Annotated in this window: 13 protein-coding genes and 3 tRNA genes; 2 read left to right on the top strand and 14 right to left on the bottom strand. The window is 49.6% G+C overall.

Features of this window, described 5'->3' with window-relative positions:
* Positions 1 to 150: 150 nt before the first annotated feature.
* The 11 genes from OCT58_RS08475 to OCT58_RS08425 all read right to left on the bottom strand — a co-directional run bounded on the left by OCT58_RS08475 (position 151) and on the right by OCT58_RS08425 (position 10,509).
* Positions 151 to 2,799, bottom strand: a complete 2,649-nt coding sequence (locus OCT58_RS08475) for a cation-translocating P-type ATPase (protein ID WP_267202434.1) — start codon at positions 2,797 to 2,799, stop codon at positions 151 to 153.
* Between the two features lie 172 nt (positions 2,800 to 2,971).
* On the bottom strand, positions 2,972 to 5,803 hold the full coding sequence (locus OCT58_RS08470) for an LTA synthase family protein (RefSeq protein WP_267202433.1): 2,832 nt from the start codon (positions 5,801 to 5,803) through the stop codon (positions 2,972 to 2,974).
* A 215-nt stretch (positions 5,804 to 6,018) separates the two neighbouring features.
* The gene (locus OCT58_RS08465) at positions 6,019 to 6,294 is read right to left on the bottom strand and encodes a hypothetical protein (protein ID WP_267202432.1); all 276 of its coding nucleotides are present in this window, start codon (positions 6,292 to 6,294) and stop codon (positions 6,019 to 6,021) included.
* A gap of 137 nt (positions 6,295 to 6,431) precedes the next feature.
* Positions 6,432 to 7,340: an L-lactate dehydrogenase gene (locus OCT58_RS08460; protein ID WP_267202431.1), complete on the bottom strand. Its 909-nt coding sequence runs from the start codon at positions 7,338 to 7,340 to the stop codon at positions 6,432 to 6,434.
* Positions 7,341 to 7,463: 123 nt separating this feature from the next.
* Complete coding sequence (locus OCT58_RS08455; protein ID WP_267202430.1) at positions 7,464 to 7,589, bottom strand: hypothetical protein; 126 nt, start codon at positions 7,587 to 7,589, stop codon at positions 7,464 to 7,466.
* A gap of 99 nt (positions 7,590 to 7,688) precedes the next feature.
* On the bottom strand, positions 7,689 to 8,129 hold the full coding sequence (locus OCT58_RS08450) for a hypothetical protein (RefSeq protein ID WP_267202429.1): 441 nt from the start codon (positions 8,127 to 8,129) through the stop codon (positions 7,689 to 7,691).
* Between the two features lie 123 nt (positions 8,130 to 8,252).
* Positions 8,253 to 9,092 carry a histidine phosphatase family protein gene (locus OCT58_RS08445; protein WP_267202428.1) on the bottom strand — a complete coding sequence of 280 codons (840 nt, stop codon included), beginning with the start codon at positions 9,090 to 9,092 and terminating at the stop codon, positions 8,253 to 8,255.
* Between the two features lie 161 nt (positions 9,093 to 9,253).
* Positions 9,254 to 9,328: transfer RNA gene (locus tag OCT58_RS08440), tRNA-Asp, on the bottom strand.
* Between the two features lie 5 nt (positions 9,329 to 9,333).
* Positions 9,334 to 9,405, bottom strand: a tRNA-Gln gene (locus tag OCT58_RS08435).
* 27 nt (positions 9,406 to 9,432) lie between these two features.
* Positions 9,433 to 9,505, bottom strand: a tRNA-Val gene (locus OCT58_RS08430).
* 236 nt (positions 9,506 to 9,741) lie between these two features.
* Positions 9,742 to 10,509, bottom strand: a complete 768-nt coding sequence (locus tag OCT58_RS08425; protein WP_267202427.1) for an SDR family NAD(P)-dependent oxidoreductase — start codon at positions 10,507 to 10,509, stop codon at positions 9,742 to 9,744.
* A gap of 142 nt (positions 10,510 to 10,651) precedes the next feature.
* Between OCT58_RS08425 and OCT58_RS08420 the strand changes: the two genes are divergently transcribed.
* Complete coding sequence (locus OCT58_RS08420) at positions 10,652 to 12,004, top strand: helix-turn-helix domain-containing protein (RefSeq protein WP_267202426.1); 1,353 nt, start codon at positions 10,652 to 10,654, stop codon at positions 12,002 to 12,004.
* Positions 12,005 to 12,059: 55 nt separating this feature from the next.
* Here the strand turns inward: OCT58_RS08420 and OCT58_RS08415 are convergent, their stop codons facing one another.
* Positions 12,060 to 13,076, bottom strand: a complete 1,017-nt coding sequence (locus tag OCT58_RS08415; protein ID WP_267202425.1) for a zinc-dependent alcohol dehydrogenase family protein — start codon at positions 13,074 to 13,076, stop codon at positions 12,060 to 12,062.
* Between the two features lie 16 nt (positions 13,077 to 13,092).
* Complete coding sequence (locus OCT58_RS08410; protein ID WP_267202424.1) at positions 13,093 to 13,503, bottom strand: VOC family protein; 411 nt, start codon at positions 13,501 to 13,503, stop codon at positions 13,093 to 13,095.
* A 361-nt stretch (positions 13,504 to 13,864) separates the two neighbouring features.
* Here OCT58_RS08410 and OCT58_RS08405 point away from each other — a divergent pair, with 361 nt between their 5' ends.
* The gene (locus OCT58_RS08405) at positions 13,865 to 14,149 is read left to right on the top strand and encodes a SemiSWEET family transporter (protein WP_267202423.1); all 285 of its coding nucleotides are present in this window, start codon (positions 13,865 to 13,867) and stop codon (positions 14,147 to 14,149) included.
* Positions 14,150 to 14,181: 32 nt separating this feature from the next.
* On the opposite strand, the gene OCT58_RS08400 is transcribed toward OCT58_RS08405, so the two are convergent.
* A complete protein-coding gene (locus tag OCT58_RS08400) occupies positions 14,182 to 14,775 on the bottom strand; it encodes a site-specific integrase (protein WP_267202422.1) in 594 nt (197 codons plus the stop codon).
* Positions 14,776 to 15,051: the final 276 nt, after the last annotated feature.

Here is a 15,051-nt window from a genome sequence, read left to right as displayed (position 1 = left end):
AGGCCACCTAATTAGTAACCGCGATTACTACTTAGGTGGCCTTAAAATTAACGAATTACTTTTCAAACGACATCCTGTAAGAACCGACCACTAATTGTCAAGCTCTTAACTTAATGACATTGCCCGCGTGAGGCATCATCCTTTTTTTGCTTACTTATTCGATTGCCGCTGGAAAAACTTCACGATTTCAACCACGGCCACCATCAGGATTCCGGCCAGCAGGACAATTCCCCACTGCATCCCGTTTAACTCGGTGGTATGGAAAATTGGATTCAGCTGTGGAACGAAGACCGTGACTACCAGTGCAATGGTCGAGACGATGATTGCCCAGTTGAAGTAGTGGTTGGCAAAGGTTCCGCTCTTAAAGATCGTGCCATGCAGGGACTTGCAGTTGAAGGCGTGAGCCAGCTGGATCAGGCCCAGCGTGATGTAGGCCATCGTCAGTGCATCGGCGTGGACCAGGGCCGCACTCTGGTGAGCCGGGAAGGTGATCCCCAGGCAGTATACCCCGAGGGTCAACGCTCCCTCCAAGAGCCCCTGATAGATGATGTTGGACCCGGTACCGTTCGACAGGAAACTGGAGTGCAGGCCCCGTGGCCGCTGTTTCATGACGTCCCCTTCCGCCGGTTCAACCCCAAGGGCGATTGCCGGGAAGGTGTCGGTGACCAGGTTGATCCAGAGAATCTGGACCGGGGTCAGAATGGCCCAGTTCAGAATCGTCATCAGGAAAAGGGTCAAAACCTCCCCCAGGTTGGCGGAGAGCAGGTACTGGATCGCCTTTTGAATGTTGGCGAAAACCTTCCGCCCCTCCTTGACCGCCGCAATGATCGTTGCGAAGTTGTCGTCGGCCAGGACCACGTCAGCCGCGTTCTTGGAAACCTCGGTCCCGGTGATTCCCATACCGACCCCGATGTCGGCTGCCTTCAGTGCCGGGGCATCATTGACCCCGTCACCAGTCATGGCCACCACCTTATCGTGGGCCTGCCAAGCCTTGACGATCCGCACCTTATGCTCGGGAGCCACCCGGGCATAAACGTGGTACTTCTCGACATTGTCCTTGAGTTCCGCGTCACTTAGCTCGTTTAACTCGGCCCCGGTAATTGCGCCGTCTTCGTCACCCGGTTCGATAATACCGAGCCGCTCGGCAATCGTCCGTGCCGTCACCTTGTGATCTCCGGTGATCATCAATGGCCGAATGCCAGCCTGCTTAGCTTCCTTGATCGCTGCCTTGACTTCGGGACGTGGCGGATCGATCATCCCCGTCAAGCCGATGAAGATCAGCGATTGTTCAACCTGGTTGGAGTCCGAACTGTGGGCTTCATCCGCCGCCAGCGGTCGGTAGGCGTAAGCTAGGACCCGGAGCGCCTGCTTGGCCAGGTCATTGTTAAACTTTAGGATAGTCTCCCGGTCGTCATCCGTAATTTGCCGCACCTGACCATGATCGAGGATGCGATTGGTCCGGGCCAGCAGTTCATCCACGGCCCCCTTGGTGTAGAGAACCGGTTGCGAATTTTCTTTGACCACCGCCGACATCATTTTCCGTTCGGAATCAAATGGCAGGGAGTTTACCCGCGGGTACTTGGCCTTGAAATCCGCGATGCTGACGCCCTTGTCGATATAGAATTGCCACAGGGCCGTTTCGGTCGGATCGCCAAGCAGCTCCTGCTTGTCACCCTCCTGGGCCTCGTTGGCCAGGATCATCGCCTTCTCTAGCGAAGCACTGTCTTCTTTGCCGAAGTCCTTGCTGGCGAACAACTGGCCATCGATCATCACCTGTTCGACCGTCATCTGGTTCTTTGTCAGTGTCCCGGTCTTATCCGAGGCGATGATCTCCGTGGCACCCAGCGTTTCAACTGCCGGCAGTTTCCGGATCAAGGCGTTGCGCTTGACCATCGCCTGGGTCCCCAGGGCTAGGGTAATTGTGACGATTGCTGGCAACCCTTCCGGAATCGCGGCCACCGCCAGTGAGATCGCCGTTAGCAGCATGTCCAATGTCGATTCCCGGTGGGTCAGCATCCCGATCAGGAAGATCGCAACGGCCATCACCAGTACCAGCACGGAGAGAACCTTACTCAGATGGGTAATGTTCTTCTGCAGGGGCGTGGTCGTCGGCTTGGCGTTATTGAGCATGTCGGCGATCTTCCCCACTTCGGTCTGAAGGCCAGTTGCCGTCACAATCCCCTCGGCCGTCCCCGCCGTCACATTGGTGTTCATGAAGCCCATGTTGTGTTGGTCGCCGAGGACGGTGGAATCGTCGGTGATCGTTTCGCCGTTTTTGTCAACCGGGATCGACTCACCGGTCAGGGCTGCCTCCTCGACCTTGAGGTTCTGCGTCTTGAGAAAACGAACGTCGGCTGGGATGATATCCCCGGCTTCCAGTAGGATCACATCACCCGTTACCAAGTCCTTGCTGGAGATCTGCTTGACGTGCCCGTCCCGCAGCACATTGGTCGTCGGTGTACTCATCTTTTGCAGGGCGTCGATCGCGTTCTCCGCCTTGGTTTCCTGGAAAACCCCGAAGGCCGCATTCAGGATAACAACGACCAGGATGATGATGGCATCAGAAATTTCGCCAGCAATGGCGGCCACAACCGCTGCTACGATCAGGATCAGAATCATCAGGTCCTTGAACTGGGCGATGAATTTCTGCAATAAGGACAGGTGTTTCCCCGCCGGCAGGGCATTGGGCCCGTCCTCTTTTAGCCTCGTCTGGGCCTCGCTGGTCGTCAGTCCCTGGGGTGTTCCTCGCAGTTGTTTAATCACGTCCTGGGTACTCTCTTGATAAAACTTTGTACTCATCAACTATTCCCCCATTCAGCACGTTTGTGTCTAATACTTCCCTACTTTTATTATAATATTTCTTGTAATGCCACGCCAACCTGAGTACGAACCGGTTTGCTGGAATTGTCTTAAGTAATTAAAAATCCGCCCTGCTCTGTGAGCAGTAGCGGATTTTATTGTTGATCTTATGTTACTTGGCAACGCTCTTTAGGAAACGGTCCTTCATCAGGTAGCCATGGCCCGCCGTCAGGTCGTATTGAACCAACTGGTAGTCGTGGTAAAGCCGCCGTTGCTTGGCATTTAGCTTAACCTCCTTGCCCTGCTGGTCGACAAAGCTGATCCCGCCCTGGTGCGCGGTGTTGTTCTTGGAAGAACCATCCAGCGGCAGCGAGGTCGCCGGGATCTCCTCCGCTACCTTTGTCAGGAGCGCGTAGTACGGGGAGACCTTCATGTCCATCTTCGCCAGGGCCAGCGCCCCGAAAACGTTCGGACTGACCAATTGGTGTTGATTGACAATCCGGTCATGGTTAAGGCGCCGGGCGGCTTTGTTGCTATAGATGAAGTAGTCGGTCTCGTGCAGCGGGACCCCGAACTTGCTCATCGAAACTTTATTGTAGATTCCCGGCAGGTGATCACCGTACCAGACCACTGTGGTCGGCTGGTCGAGCTCGTTCAGCTGATGGATCCAGCTTTTAAGCGCGGTGTCGGTGTAATGAATTCCCTGGATATAGGTTTCAATCGAATTTTCCTGGCCCTCACTGAAGTTATCACCACTGATCGAATAGTGATTGTGCCGGTAGTAGTTTTGGTAGGGCATGTGATTCTGCATTGTCGCTACCTGAACAAACTTACCATGGGGCTGGCGACGCAGATTCAGCGTGATTTCTTTATAGGTTGAACCATCACTGACCCTTGGATTGTGGTAGATCTTCTTCGTATAGGTCAGCTTGTCGGCACTGCCGAAGTGGTAGAACTTAGCGAAGCCGAACTTGTGGTAGACGGCCTTACGGCTATAGAGATTGGCCGTGAAGGGGTGAATTCCAATACTATAATTGAAAAGCTGATTGATTGCCCAGGCTTGCTTTTGGTACGGGACCAGCTGGGAGTACGGCGTCGGCATCGTTGGCGAGAAGTTGGCGACCGCCAGCCCGGTCAGCGCCTGGTATTCCATGTTGGCGGTTCCCCCACCGTAACCGGAGCTGAGCATCAGCCCACTGGTGGTGTGCTTTTCAAGCTGGTGAAGGAACGGCAACGGGTCGCCGCCGTGGACCTTCATCCTCGGAACTCGGGACGGATCGGCAAAACTTTCGCTGAGCACGAAGACCAGGTTCTGCCGGCCAACCGTGTTATGCTGGCGATCCTGATTGATCTTAGCGCCAATATTCGTGTAGCGCTGCTCGATCTGGTGCATCCGGGTTGCCGAATACCCCGCCGGCTTAGTCATGACGTGGACGTCGATGTTATTGGCAAACTGGAGCAGTGTGCCGTTCATCTGGGCGCCACGGATCTGCTTGTAGAAATACGGAATATCGTGATACTTCTGCAACTGTTTAAAGGTCAGCGAATTACTGTGGTTGGCTCGGGTGAATGATCCCAGGAACAGCACCGCCACCAGTGCGACCCCGAGGCGGCCCCACCAGCGCAGGCGGGGATGACCATAGAGGTGCTCCAGCCAGGCACAAATCCCTAAAAGCAGGATGGCCCCACCGACCACGGCGACGATGGTCTTACTATCGACCATTCCCAGCATTTCTTTTGGAGCGGTCAGGGTTGACATATCAGTCGGTAAGATTGGTTCCTCCCGCGACGCAATCTTCAGCTGACTGGCAACAATCCAGCCGAGATAAAAGGCAACCGTAATCCCGCTGCTCAGCCACCAGCGATTGGTGATGGCCATCAGGACCAGGCAAATGGCAAAAATCATCAGAGTATTGACGTTAATGATTGCCGCCCGCTTGGTCACTGCCCAGGTGACCATCGTCCAGTCATTGTTCCACAGGAGGGCGAACGATGCCACCGTCAGCAGCCAGAGGATCAGATAGGTCAAAAGCAGTGGCCAGCCAAACCGAATGATCCGACCGGTCCAACGTCGAATGGTCATCCCACTGAACGTCCAAGAGCTGTCGGCGAATAGTCGCTCAAACAACACCGGCAGCCCAACAATAATAATAGTCGTCAAGACGATCCAGTAGAGCAGCCACGGGGCCTTAGTGGCTGCCGTAGCAAAGACTACTGGGATGCCTAACAGATTAAGGATCAGAATCCCTCGTCCCAGATTGGTCGAATTAACAGCCAATTGATGATAGCCCACTGCCATCAATAACAGGATGCTGGTGATCAGCAGCAACGGCTGACAGGGAGCGATTCCGACCAATTGGTGCAGCTGATCCACCAGCAGGCCGCGGTGCGGGTTATAATCAACCCGGCTGTTGTGCAGCCAGATTGTCAGTGCAGTCAACAACCAGGCAACCACCCCGAGGAACAGGTAGAACCTGCGGGAGAAATGCTGCCACCAGGGCCGGTCGGTGGCCAGCCAATCGCCGATCGTAAACAGAAATGCTAACCAGACCAGGCTACGGCCACCGGCAAAACCCAAAAGCGTCTGCCAGCCCAGAATCCGCAGTCCTAGAAAGGCAACAATTAGGGCAAGGACGAACGGTCGGCGCTGCTTAGCCTGCCAGAGGTGCAGAATTCGGTGAAATACCGGTGCGGCCACCCATAATAAGAGAGTGCCCAACCAAGTGACGAAAATCTGCTGAACCAGGTAGCGCTCGGGGCTGCCACCCCCGCTGGGCAGCCACTGGGCAAATGCAAATGTTATTGCCCCAACCAGTCCATACCCCAATGCCAATGGCCAGCGTTGGCGAAGCGGACCTTGGTGATATCCGACCAGTAAGGGGATGATGATGGCAATAGTTCCCCCCAGCACTTTTAGCAGTTCCCAAGCGGCTAGTCCCCAGGCATTACCGGCTTGCAGCAAGCCAGTTTGCCAGTGAAGAACAGTCCCCCAAAATGCCAGCAATACTAACAGCCCGTAGATCAGTAACGGCCACGACAATTTTCCTTTATTTCTCAAGTTAATCAAGAATCCTTTCTGTTCCGAATACTTTCTTAACTTAAGTCTAACTGTTGTTTAGAAAGTACTTCACCATTCAATTTGTTACAACTGTTAATTAACAAGACAGTCGACAAAAAAAGTCTCCCCACCCAAGCGGGCGAAGAGGCTTTTCAGGAAAGCTAGTCCTCGTAAACGTCTTCCAGCTTACCAGTCAGGCTGATTTTGTCCAAACCGTTGCTTAATTCGTAGTGGTCAGCGTCTACTTTCTTTTCGCGGTAGCCGGCGTGAACAAAGGCTGCCACCAACTTCGTCATGAACTTTTGACCACCGGCAACTGTTTGATAAACCATGTGATCGATGTACATTGGCATGTCGGTACTTTGCCGAACCATGGTAACCAGGTAGATCTGACTATCGGTCTTGTTGATTTCTGCTGTGTCTTGCATTAATGACATATCGAATATCCCCCTTCTCTTTACCTTTAATTATACTTGATTTGTGACAATAGCCAAGCCCCAGTTAAGCCTGTTGTGAAATTTTTCGCAAAGCAAAGCAGCGATCAACGCTAATCGCCTGATCACTGCCCATTAAATTAATCCTTTGTCTTTTCCTTAATCGTCTCTGCCGACTTTGCCAGCAGGTCCTCTTCTTCGGCAGTTAGCTTAATCTCGTGAATATCTTCAATCCCGTGGGCGCCAATAACGGCCGGGTAGCCAATGTAGCAGCCATATTTCTGCATGTAAACGGAAACCGGCCCAAAAAGGTGCTTATCAGTGAAGACTGCTTCAACCAGCTGGGCTGCGCAGGTGGCAACACCAAAGCAGGTGTAGCCCTTCCCGGCCATGATTGTGAAGGCCCCATTCCGAATGGCAGTAGCTAACTGATCCAGGTCAACCTTGCCTTCGTCAGCCAACTTGGTTACCGGGATTCCATCCAGGTGAATTGTTGACCAAGCGGTGAACTGGGTGTTGCCATGCTCGCCGAGAACGTAACCGTCAACGTTTTGCGGCGCTTCATGGAAATTAGTTCCAATCGCCCGCTGCATCCGCGCCGTGTCCAGCGAAGTCCCAGTCCCAAAGATCCGGTCGTACGGCAGACCGGTCGCCTTTTGAAGAACCCCCAGCACTGCATCGCACGGATTGGAAATATTGATCAGAATACCGTTAAAGCCGCTTCCCTTGATCTTAGCACCAACCTCGCGGGCATTCTTTTTGTTGATCGGCAGCTCGGCAAAGCGATCACCGGTCCGGTTCGTGGCTTCAATGTCCCCGAATGCTGTGATCACAATGTCGGCATCGGCCAGTTCGTTATAGTCGTTTTGCTTGATTACTGCGGAATGATTAGTCCGCGGAAACGAGTCCCCAAAATCGTTGTACTCTGCTGCAACTTTCTTCTCGTTCTGGTCAATCAGGATCAGCTCATCAGCCAGTCCCTTCATCAGCAAGATGTGGGCAACGGTTGTCCCAACGTGACCAAGTCCAATAATTCCAATCTTATGCATGTCGATCACTCCTGTCTATAATGAAAGCGGTTACTATACACTCTTATCATAACACGAAAAAAGGAACCGCCCGCTGACGATTCCTAATAATAATTTTATGCCGCGACATTTGTTTACTTTCGTCTATTTCCGCAGGGCATGTTTTAGTGTTGTCACCGCATTGACAACCTGGAGGGCAGCCGCCGTGACGAGAATTGCCCGCATGAACTTGTTTTGCTTAGCTGATTGGTGTGCTGTTTTCTTAAACATCCTAACATCCCCTTTACAAAGACGTTCCAGTTAGTTTAGCATCTACCTCTATTTTAGCATAGTCAATAAGTGTGTCCATTGATTACCTATTGGCACCATTCATTGTTGGACGGGTGCTTGTAAATGATTCAGCCGAGCAATTGTTTCAGCAAATGATTCAATCGTCGCCGCCTGATACCAGTACCGGTGGTTGATTTTAAAGATTGGGTGTTCGGTCAGTTCAGTGGCAACGATGTGGTACAACGGTAAGTCGCTCCCTGGATGATGTGTCAGGGCCACCGAGGTGATAAAATCACCGCATTCGCGTAAAGTAGTTGAGCGCAGTGCAACCAGTTCGCCGCTTGCGACAAATTGATCATTAAAAATTTCTGCACTTACCGGGTGGTTGAGGCCGTGCGCACTTAAAAATTCGTTTTTATCAGAATAGGAACGCACATTTTTATTTAGCATTGTCCGGACAGTTTCTTGCATAAAATCAATATCAGCCATTTTTATCAGCCTACTTTCTAAGGCTTCTATCAGCTCAACATCACTCTTCATCTTTATCCTACCATTAAGAATTGGGAATTGCGAATCAGGAATCGAAAAAGGCGGGTGTGAAGAAAACTCCTCACCCGCCCATTGCTGGTTGCTGAAATTAATAACCTATTAAATAATTACTGTCTATTTGCTAGCCTTTTGTTGGCCCTTGTTAACGTAGTGAAGGCTGCCAATTTGGCCTTGAACATGGAACTTGCCGTTCTTGTAAACCAGTTTGGTAACCGCGGCATTCTTCAGCGGCTTACCTTCGTATTTGTTGCTAACTTGTGATAAGTACTCGTTGATTGACATTCCGGAGCTAACAACCAGGACGTTCCCGCCGCCCTGCTTTTCGGTTGTCTTGGCGATGTGCGTCAATTCGGAATTCATCCGCTTTTGAACTTGAGCAGAACTTTCTGCCCGGTCCTTCTTAGCTAAGCCGGTATTCTGGGAGTTCTGCTCATCCAGCGTGTGGTAAGCATCCTGGAGCTTGTTCCAGTAATCCTTCCCCGTCTTCTCCTGGAATTCCTGACCGCTAGAATAGCCATAAACGCCAGCAATCTTGTTGTTGTCTGCTTGAATGCTGTCCCCTTCGAAACTACCGTAGCCCCCTTCACGGAGTTTAGCTGTTTCAGTGATCTTGGTATTTTGGTTACCGGAGTGATCAAGAGCATGGCGTGCCGTTTGTTCCTGGCGCGTCAGGTTACCAGTGTAGGCATGCTTAAACTTGATTCCCTTCAGGCCACGGCCAAGGTCATTGGCGACCGTAACCCCATTGTGAGTCAGTGGGAAGTCACTCCATCCCTGGACCCGGTTCATGACGTTGGCTGTCGTTTCCCCGTGACGGGTCAGGTAAATCGTCACTTCCTTGTTGGAACTAGCGCTGGCGCTGCTTGGCTGGTTAGTCGCCATCGTGACACCCCCAAGTGCCAGTCCGGCAAAGCAAGCGCAGGTGGTTGCAACGAGTTTCTTCTTTAATTTCATAATATAATCCATCCCAATCTGTTTCAGCAACAAATTAATTTTACTATATCGTGAAATCGTTTACAATACCCAAAAAGGAAATTAAATCAATTCATTTTACTATGATTTTACTAGTTAAAGAAAATAAAAAAGCACCTGACTAAAAGTCAGATGCTTTTTAACGGTCCGTACGAGACTCGAACTCGTGATCTCATCCGTGACAGGGATGCGTCCTAAACCAACTAGACCAACGGACCAAATATTGGGCTAGCTGGATTCGAACCAGCGCATGACGGTACCAAAAACCGTTGCCTTACCGCTTGGCTATAGCCCAATATTATGTTTGCGGTTAGAACCGCAATGGAGGATACAGGGCTCGAACCTGTGACCCTCTGCTTGTAAGGCAGACGCTCTCCCAACTGAGCTAATCCTCCAAAAGTCATTCCTCATGACAACAAATAGTATCTTACCAAGGATTAGCGAAAAAGGCAAGGCCTTTAGCAAATTTTTGCTACAATTTTCTCATTTGGCACTTGCTCGATGGAATTAAATCATTGGCGAATGAGAAGTGCGTTCTAGTCGACTTAAATTAAATGAAAAAGGACCGTGCTCTCTCTTCGGATCACAGCCCAATATTTATGTTGATTCAAATACCACTTAAAGGAGAAATTTAGTTATTACCGGTTGAAGCACCACCATCGACACAGACATTCTGACCTGTCATGTATGAAGCCTTTTCGGAAGCAACAAAGTAAACGGCCTCACCAATTTCTTTTGGATCAGCAGCGCGCTTGTTTGGAATTCCGCTCAGCAACAATTGACCGAAACTGCCCTCGCTAGTGTCGTCGAGAACGGCTTTAGTCATATTGGTCCGGACAGCACCAGGCGAAACGGCATTAACCCGAATGCCCTTGTCATCATAGTCCATCGCAACTGAGTGCGTTAAGCCAACAATACCAGCCTTAGCGGCAATATAGAGCGACATTGACGGCGCTGCAACCTCGGTGCCGAGGGCGGTAATATTAACAACCGAACCGTAACCCTGCTTAACGAATTGCTTAATTTCAGCACTCATCGACAGGAAAGTCCCACGGAGGTCAACACTCATTGTTTTATCGAAGTCGGCACTGGTCAGTTCGTGAAAAGCCTTGAAGGTTCCACTGATTCCGGCATCGTTGACTGCGTAGTCAAGGTGGCCAAATTTCTCAACCGTTTCTTGAACCGCGTGATTAACTTCATCTTCATTCGCAATGTTAGCAGCAATCGGCAAGACTTCGACATGGTAATGCTCTCGAATCTCTTGTGCTTTTTCATTCAGCGTATCAGCCCCGAGCGCAACCATTGCCACGTTGACACCGTTAGCTGCGAAGACTTCCGTGATTCCGTAGCCAATTCCTGAACTAGCACCCGTAATTAAGGCAACTTTTTCGTCAGCCATGATTATCCCTCCATTTGTGTACTAATTAACTTTACGAGTATAGTGTATGTAGAATTGGTCCTAATGTCTTTATGCCTTTACACAAATATTGTTGGTATAATAAAGGTGAATTAGCTCCAGTAGCGTTAAATGGAGAACAAAAATGAAGTTAAATCAGCTCTTGAAAGCTTTAGATATTCACACAACAAATTCGCTAACACCAGATACTTTCAATTGTTCAATTCTCAACATTTCTTCAGCGGGCGTGATGTTGGCCAACGGGAAACAGATAAATTGGTCCGCGTTAAGTGTCCAACCGACTACGCAACAAATCCAGACACTCCTTAAAGACGACTACCGCGCCCTGCAGATTTTCAATGACAGTGTCCAGCAGTATCTGCACTCTGGTGATTTAAATGATTCCTTAAATTCGCTTAGCAAGCAAACAAGTTGTGCAATTTTTCTCATTAATCCTTCTGGAACGATCTTAACTGGCACAAGCAAACAGATTAGCGATCAGCTCTTCTCACCCCGTTTTGATAGGGACTTGCTTACCCGAGCAAATCAGATCGGCGATCAACTGGCCGGTGCGTTTTGCTATCGACAGATTGAAAAATATCCGGTTGGGATCTATCAATTATTCAATCATGGTGAACGAATCGGCCGGATTATCGTCATCAGTAATGGGCAGTTTTCCCTCCTGCTCACTCGCCTGGTCATCAGCTACTATCTGGAATTTACAGTCAACGTAATCACAACAAATGAAAAGCATTCCCGGTCCAATCGGCTCAATTACTCAAGCAGTCTCGAACTGGCGATTAGCGACCGAACCTTTAACAGTCCGGCACAGCGGTCGGATTTGCGACCTTTTTTAGCACGGCCCGGAGCTAAGTATCTGGTCGATATTCGCCTGGAACAACAGTTTAATGAAATCTTTCTCCGCAACCTTCTCGGTCAATTTAATCGGCTGATCCCCCAAGGAATTTACTGCTTCTTTGACCGGGATATCATCCTGCTAACCAATCTCGCACCGACTAAGCAGCTCTGCCCACCTGAACTCGTGCGGCTCAAGCAAAGCGGTGATCCTGACCGCGTTATTATCGGCATCAGCAGTGCCTTCACCACTCTAGCGGAATTCTTTCAAGCTTATGACCAAGCCCGGCTCGCGGTGCAGGTTGCAAGCAAGCGCCACCAAGCCTTCCTCTTGTTTGAGGATGCCACGCCGGTGATTTTGGCGGGCTATCTCCGCGACAACCATCAGCTGGGTTTCATCAATTCTGCCCTGCGCAAGCTCAAAATGGACGATGAAAAACATCAGACCGCCTTTTTCCAGACCCTGGTCACCTACTTGTTGAACAATGGGAACGTCAGCCGAACCGCCCATCAGCTTCATCTTCACCACAATACCGTGCTCTACCGCCTCAACCGAATCATGGACCAGTGGGACTATCACTTTGACGATCCTCAGCGCAACGCCAACTTAATCCTCGGGGCAATCTTGCTTCAGCAACTATAAAAAGGGCCGCTATCGAACTCGATAACGACCCTTTTGAGAATAAATTTAATAGGCGTTAAGCTTCTTCGCCGGCAACCTTGACGATTGCCTTGGAAACACCGGTCAGCTTACCACTAACGAAGTCTTCGACATGGTCAAAGTCGAGGACGTGGGAAATCAGTGGCAGCGGATCAACGGCACCGGATTGCAGCAGGGCAATGGAGTCTTCAAAGGTGTATGGATTGATGAAGGTTCCTTGGATCTTCAGCTGCTTTTGGAAGACCTTGTAAGTGTTAACCTTGAAAGTGGAGTCAGGGTTACCAACACCGAACATCAGGACTTGGCCACCACGGGCAGCGGCTTCAACGGCTTGTTCCTGCGTCTTTGGCAGACCAACGGCTTCAACCACGATGTCGTAGGAATCGGCTTTAACTTCTTCAGGGTGCTTAACGTTGTTGATGGTCTTGAAGCCAAAGTGCTTCTTGTTGTTCTCCAGCTTTTCTTCGTTGGAACCAGCCAGAGTAACTTCGTGAACACCACGGGACTTCAGAATCTGGGCGATCAGCTGACCTTCGAAGCCGTCACCGATAACGATAGCGTTCTGGTATGGGTGGGTTTCCAAAAGGTCAACCCCGTGTTCAGCACAGGAGATTGGTTCGATTACGGCAGCGGCTTCCAGGGAGACGTTGTCTGGAATGTGGTAAACAACTTCTTCAGGGGCGGTGAAGTATTCTTCAAAACCACCGTCACGGGTAACACCAACGGCATCCAGGTGTTCACACAGTTCTGGACGGGATGACCGGCAGAACTTGCACTTGTGGCAGTAAACGTTCGGGTCAACACTAACCCGGTCGCCCACCTTGAAGTTTTCAACGGCACTGCCGACTTCGGTAACAACCCCGGAGTTTTCGTGACCTAAAACAATCGGCGGAACGGCGTCAGCGGAACCCGGCAGACCACCGTACAGGGCCTTGTCAGTACCACAGATACCAGCCCAAGCAGTGTGAATCAGCACTTCATTTGGCTTAACCGCTGGCTTATCGTAATCTTGAACTTCGAGCTGCTTTAATCCAGTTAAAACTAATGCCTTCATTAGTAAATCCTCCTAATTAATCCTTAACAATTTCACAAAATTCGATGGTTTCATCGTTGGGACCGGTGATGTTGAAGAACTTAATCCCATGCTTCCAGAAATCGAGGTGTTGAACTTCGGCCTCCTTGACGTCAAAGCCCTCTGCCTTAGCGGCCTTGAAGGCGTTATCGGCATCTTCAACGTTCAGTGAGATGTGGTTGATCGCACCGGTCTGGTGAACGGCGCCATCGCTGTCCCAAATCTCCAGCATCAGGTGGGCAGCCTTCATGAAGGTCACCTGGTGTCCCTGATCATCAGTGTCGAACTGCCCCTGCTTCTTGAAGCCCAGTTTTTCCCAGAAACGAATTGTTTTGTTCATATCATCAGTTGGAATCCCAACGTGAGCCAGGTCATCAAAGTAACCTGCTAAGCTCTTATTAAATGCCATTGAAAGCCATCTCCTTGAGTGAGTTTGTGAATTCTTTCTCTTTCGACGCTTTTAATAATACTTGTTTTTGCCGTCTATGTCAACCGGTTGACATAGAAAAATTAAAAACTTTTCGAGCAAATTTGCTGTAAATAGGGATTACTAGCCGAAAGTTACTATCCTTCTTCTCCTTGATAAGATTTATAATTGTGAATACTAAAGCTTGTGTGCTAACCGATTGACAGGAACTAATAAAAATAATTTTAATTAATCTTGATTCCGCCATGGTGATGCGCTATCTTAAATAGATGAGAATTTTGGACCAGGGTTATTCCCTTTCCGAATACTGCTTTTAATTTTGCTAAAAAGGATGATGAGATTTATGAATAAGGAAGAATTTATTAAGCGCTTGTACAAAGCCAAGCTTGTCGGCAACACTGCCACCATTGCCTGCCTAGTGATGTACACCTCTTACATTGAACAAATTATTTCTAATCTTTCTGGTCACCCTGTTTCACCCGTTCAACCCATCTGCGCGGCTATCAACGCAACGCTTTGGGTCGCCTACGGATGGGTTAAGCCCGAAAAGGATTGGCCAGTGATCATTGCCAATTTTCCAGGAATTATCTTTGGCCTTTTGACTTTTATTACCGCCTTTGTTCATTAAAAAAGACAGCAGCAGAGCTTTACTGCTACTGTTCAACCAAAGTCAATTTTGTCCAGCATGTGTTCCCGGCTAACCTGGTCAAGGCCGAGATAGGCTAAGGTCATTGCCTCGCTAGAATGATTGAGCAAGCGCATTACCAGCCCGATGTTATAGTTACTCTGAACGTAGACCCGGTAAGCCCCAGTTTTCCGCATCGTGTGGGTACCAAGATAGTTGATGTCTAACAGTTCGCCCACCTTATGCATAATATTGTAAAATTGTCGTTCGTCGATATGCTTATCGGGACGGGACGTCGATGGAAATAGCCACTCGGTTGTCCCCTCGTAGCGGTTGCGTTTCAGCCATTGCTGATAAATGGCCAGATCGTTAGTGACCGGGCGCAAGTAGAGAGTGTTGGGCTTGCTGGTTTTCTTATCCTTAATAAAAGCGTGTTGGCGAATCGCTCCATAATCATCGAAGACATCAGACTGCTTGAGTCGCAGCACATCACTGACTCGCAGGAGAGTGGCCTTCCCCACCTGAAAGATCGTATAGTTGCGCCGCCCGGCCTTAAAATTATTTAACAAGGTGTCTTGAACTTCAGCCAGCACATTTGAATCTTTGATTGGAAGTACTAATTGTCGCATCTTTATTCGCCTCACTCACGTGTTATTTATTTAACTATAACACATAGTTAAGCACCTGACCTTGACCTCTGCGGCAATCCAATTAAAATAAAGGCATTAAGAGTTGAAAGAGGGCCTCTCTCCTGCAAAAGCCAAAGCAAATATTTCAATTTATCTTTCTCCCGGTTTGTAAAATTAAGTTAGAAACATAAAAAAGCCATCTGTGATAGACTTTTGAATAACCACAAACAAAAGCAAAGGATATCACAAATGACCTATCATCATCTTACCACACGC

The organism is Limosilactobacillus kribbianus (assembly GCF_026413145.1).
Taxonomy (GTDB): Bacteria; Bacillota; Bacilli; order Lactobacillales; family Lactobacillaceae; genus Limosilactobacillus; species Limosilactobacillus kribbianus.
The sequence above is the reverse complement of the archived record's forward strand: the minus strand, read 5'-3'. Positions and strand labels throughout refer to the sequence as shown.

Coding starts and splice junctions, on each gene's coding strand:
- OCT58_RS08455 (WP_267202430.1), bottom strand. CDS start 7,589: ATGTTTAAGAAAACAGCACACCAATCAGCTAAGCAAAACAAGTTCATG.
- OCT58_RS08460 (WP_267202431.1), bottom strand. CDS start 7,340: ATGCATAAGATTGGAATTATTGGACTTGGTCACGTTGGGACAACCGTT.
- OCT58_RS08420 (WP_267202426.1), top strand. CDS start 10,652: ATGAAGTTAAATCAGCTCTTGAAAGCTTTAGATATTCACACAACAAAT.
- OCT58_RS08425 (WP_267202427.1), bottom strand. CDS start 10,509: ATGGCTGACGAAAAAGTTGCCTTAATTACGGGTGCTAGTTCAGGAATT.
- OCT58_RS08465 (WP_267202432.1), bottom strand. CDS start 6,294: ATGTCATTAATGCAAGACACAGCAGAAATCAACAAGACCGATAGTCAG.
- OCT58_RS08415 (WP_267202425.1), bottom strand. CDS start 13,076: ATGAAGGCATTAGTTTTAACTGGATTAAAGCAGCTCGAAGTTCAAGAT.
- OCT58_RS08445 (WP_267202428.1), bottom strand. CDS start 9,092: ATGAAATTAAAGAAGAAACTCGTTGCAACCACCTGCGCTTGCTTTGCC.
- OCT58_RS08400 (WP_267202422.1), bottom strand. CDS start 14,775: ATGCGACAATTAGTACTTCCAATCAAAGATTCAAATGTGCTGGCTGAA.
- OCT58_RS08475 (WP_267202434.1), bottom strand. CDS start 2,799: ATGAGTACAAAGTTTTATCAAGAGAGTACCCAGGACGTGATTAAACAA.
- OCT58_RS08450 (WP_267202429.1), bottom strand. CDS start 8,129: ATGAAGAGTGATGTTGAGCTGATAGAAGCCTTAGAAAGTAGGCTGATA.
- OCT58_RS08405 (WP_267202423.1), top strand. CDS start 13,865: ATGAATAAGGAAGAATTTATTAAGCGCTTGTACAAAGCCAAGCTTGTC.
- OCT58_RS08410 (WP_267202424.1), bottom strand. CDS start 13,503: ATGGCATTTAATAAGAGCTTAGCAGGTTACTTTGATGACCTGGCTCAC.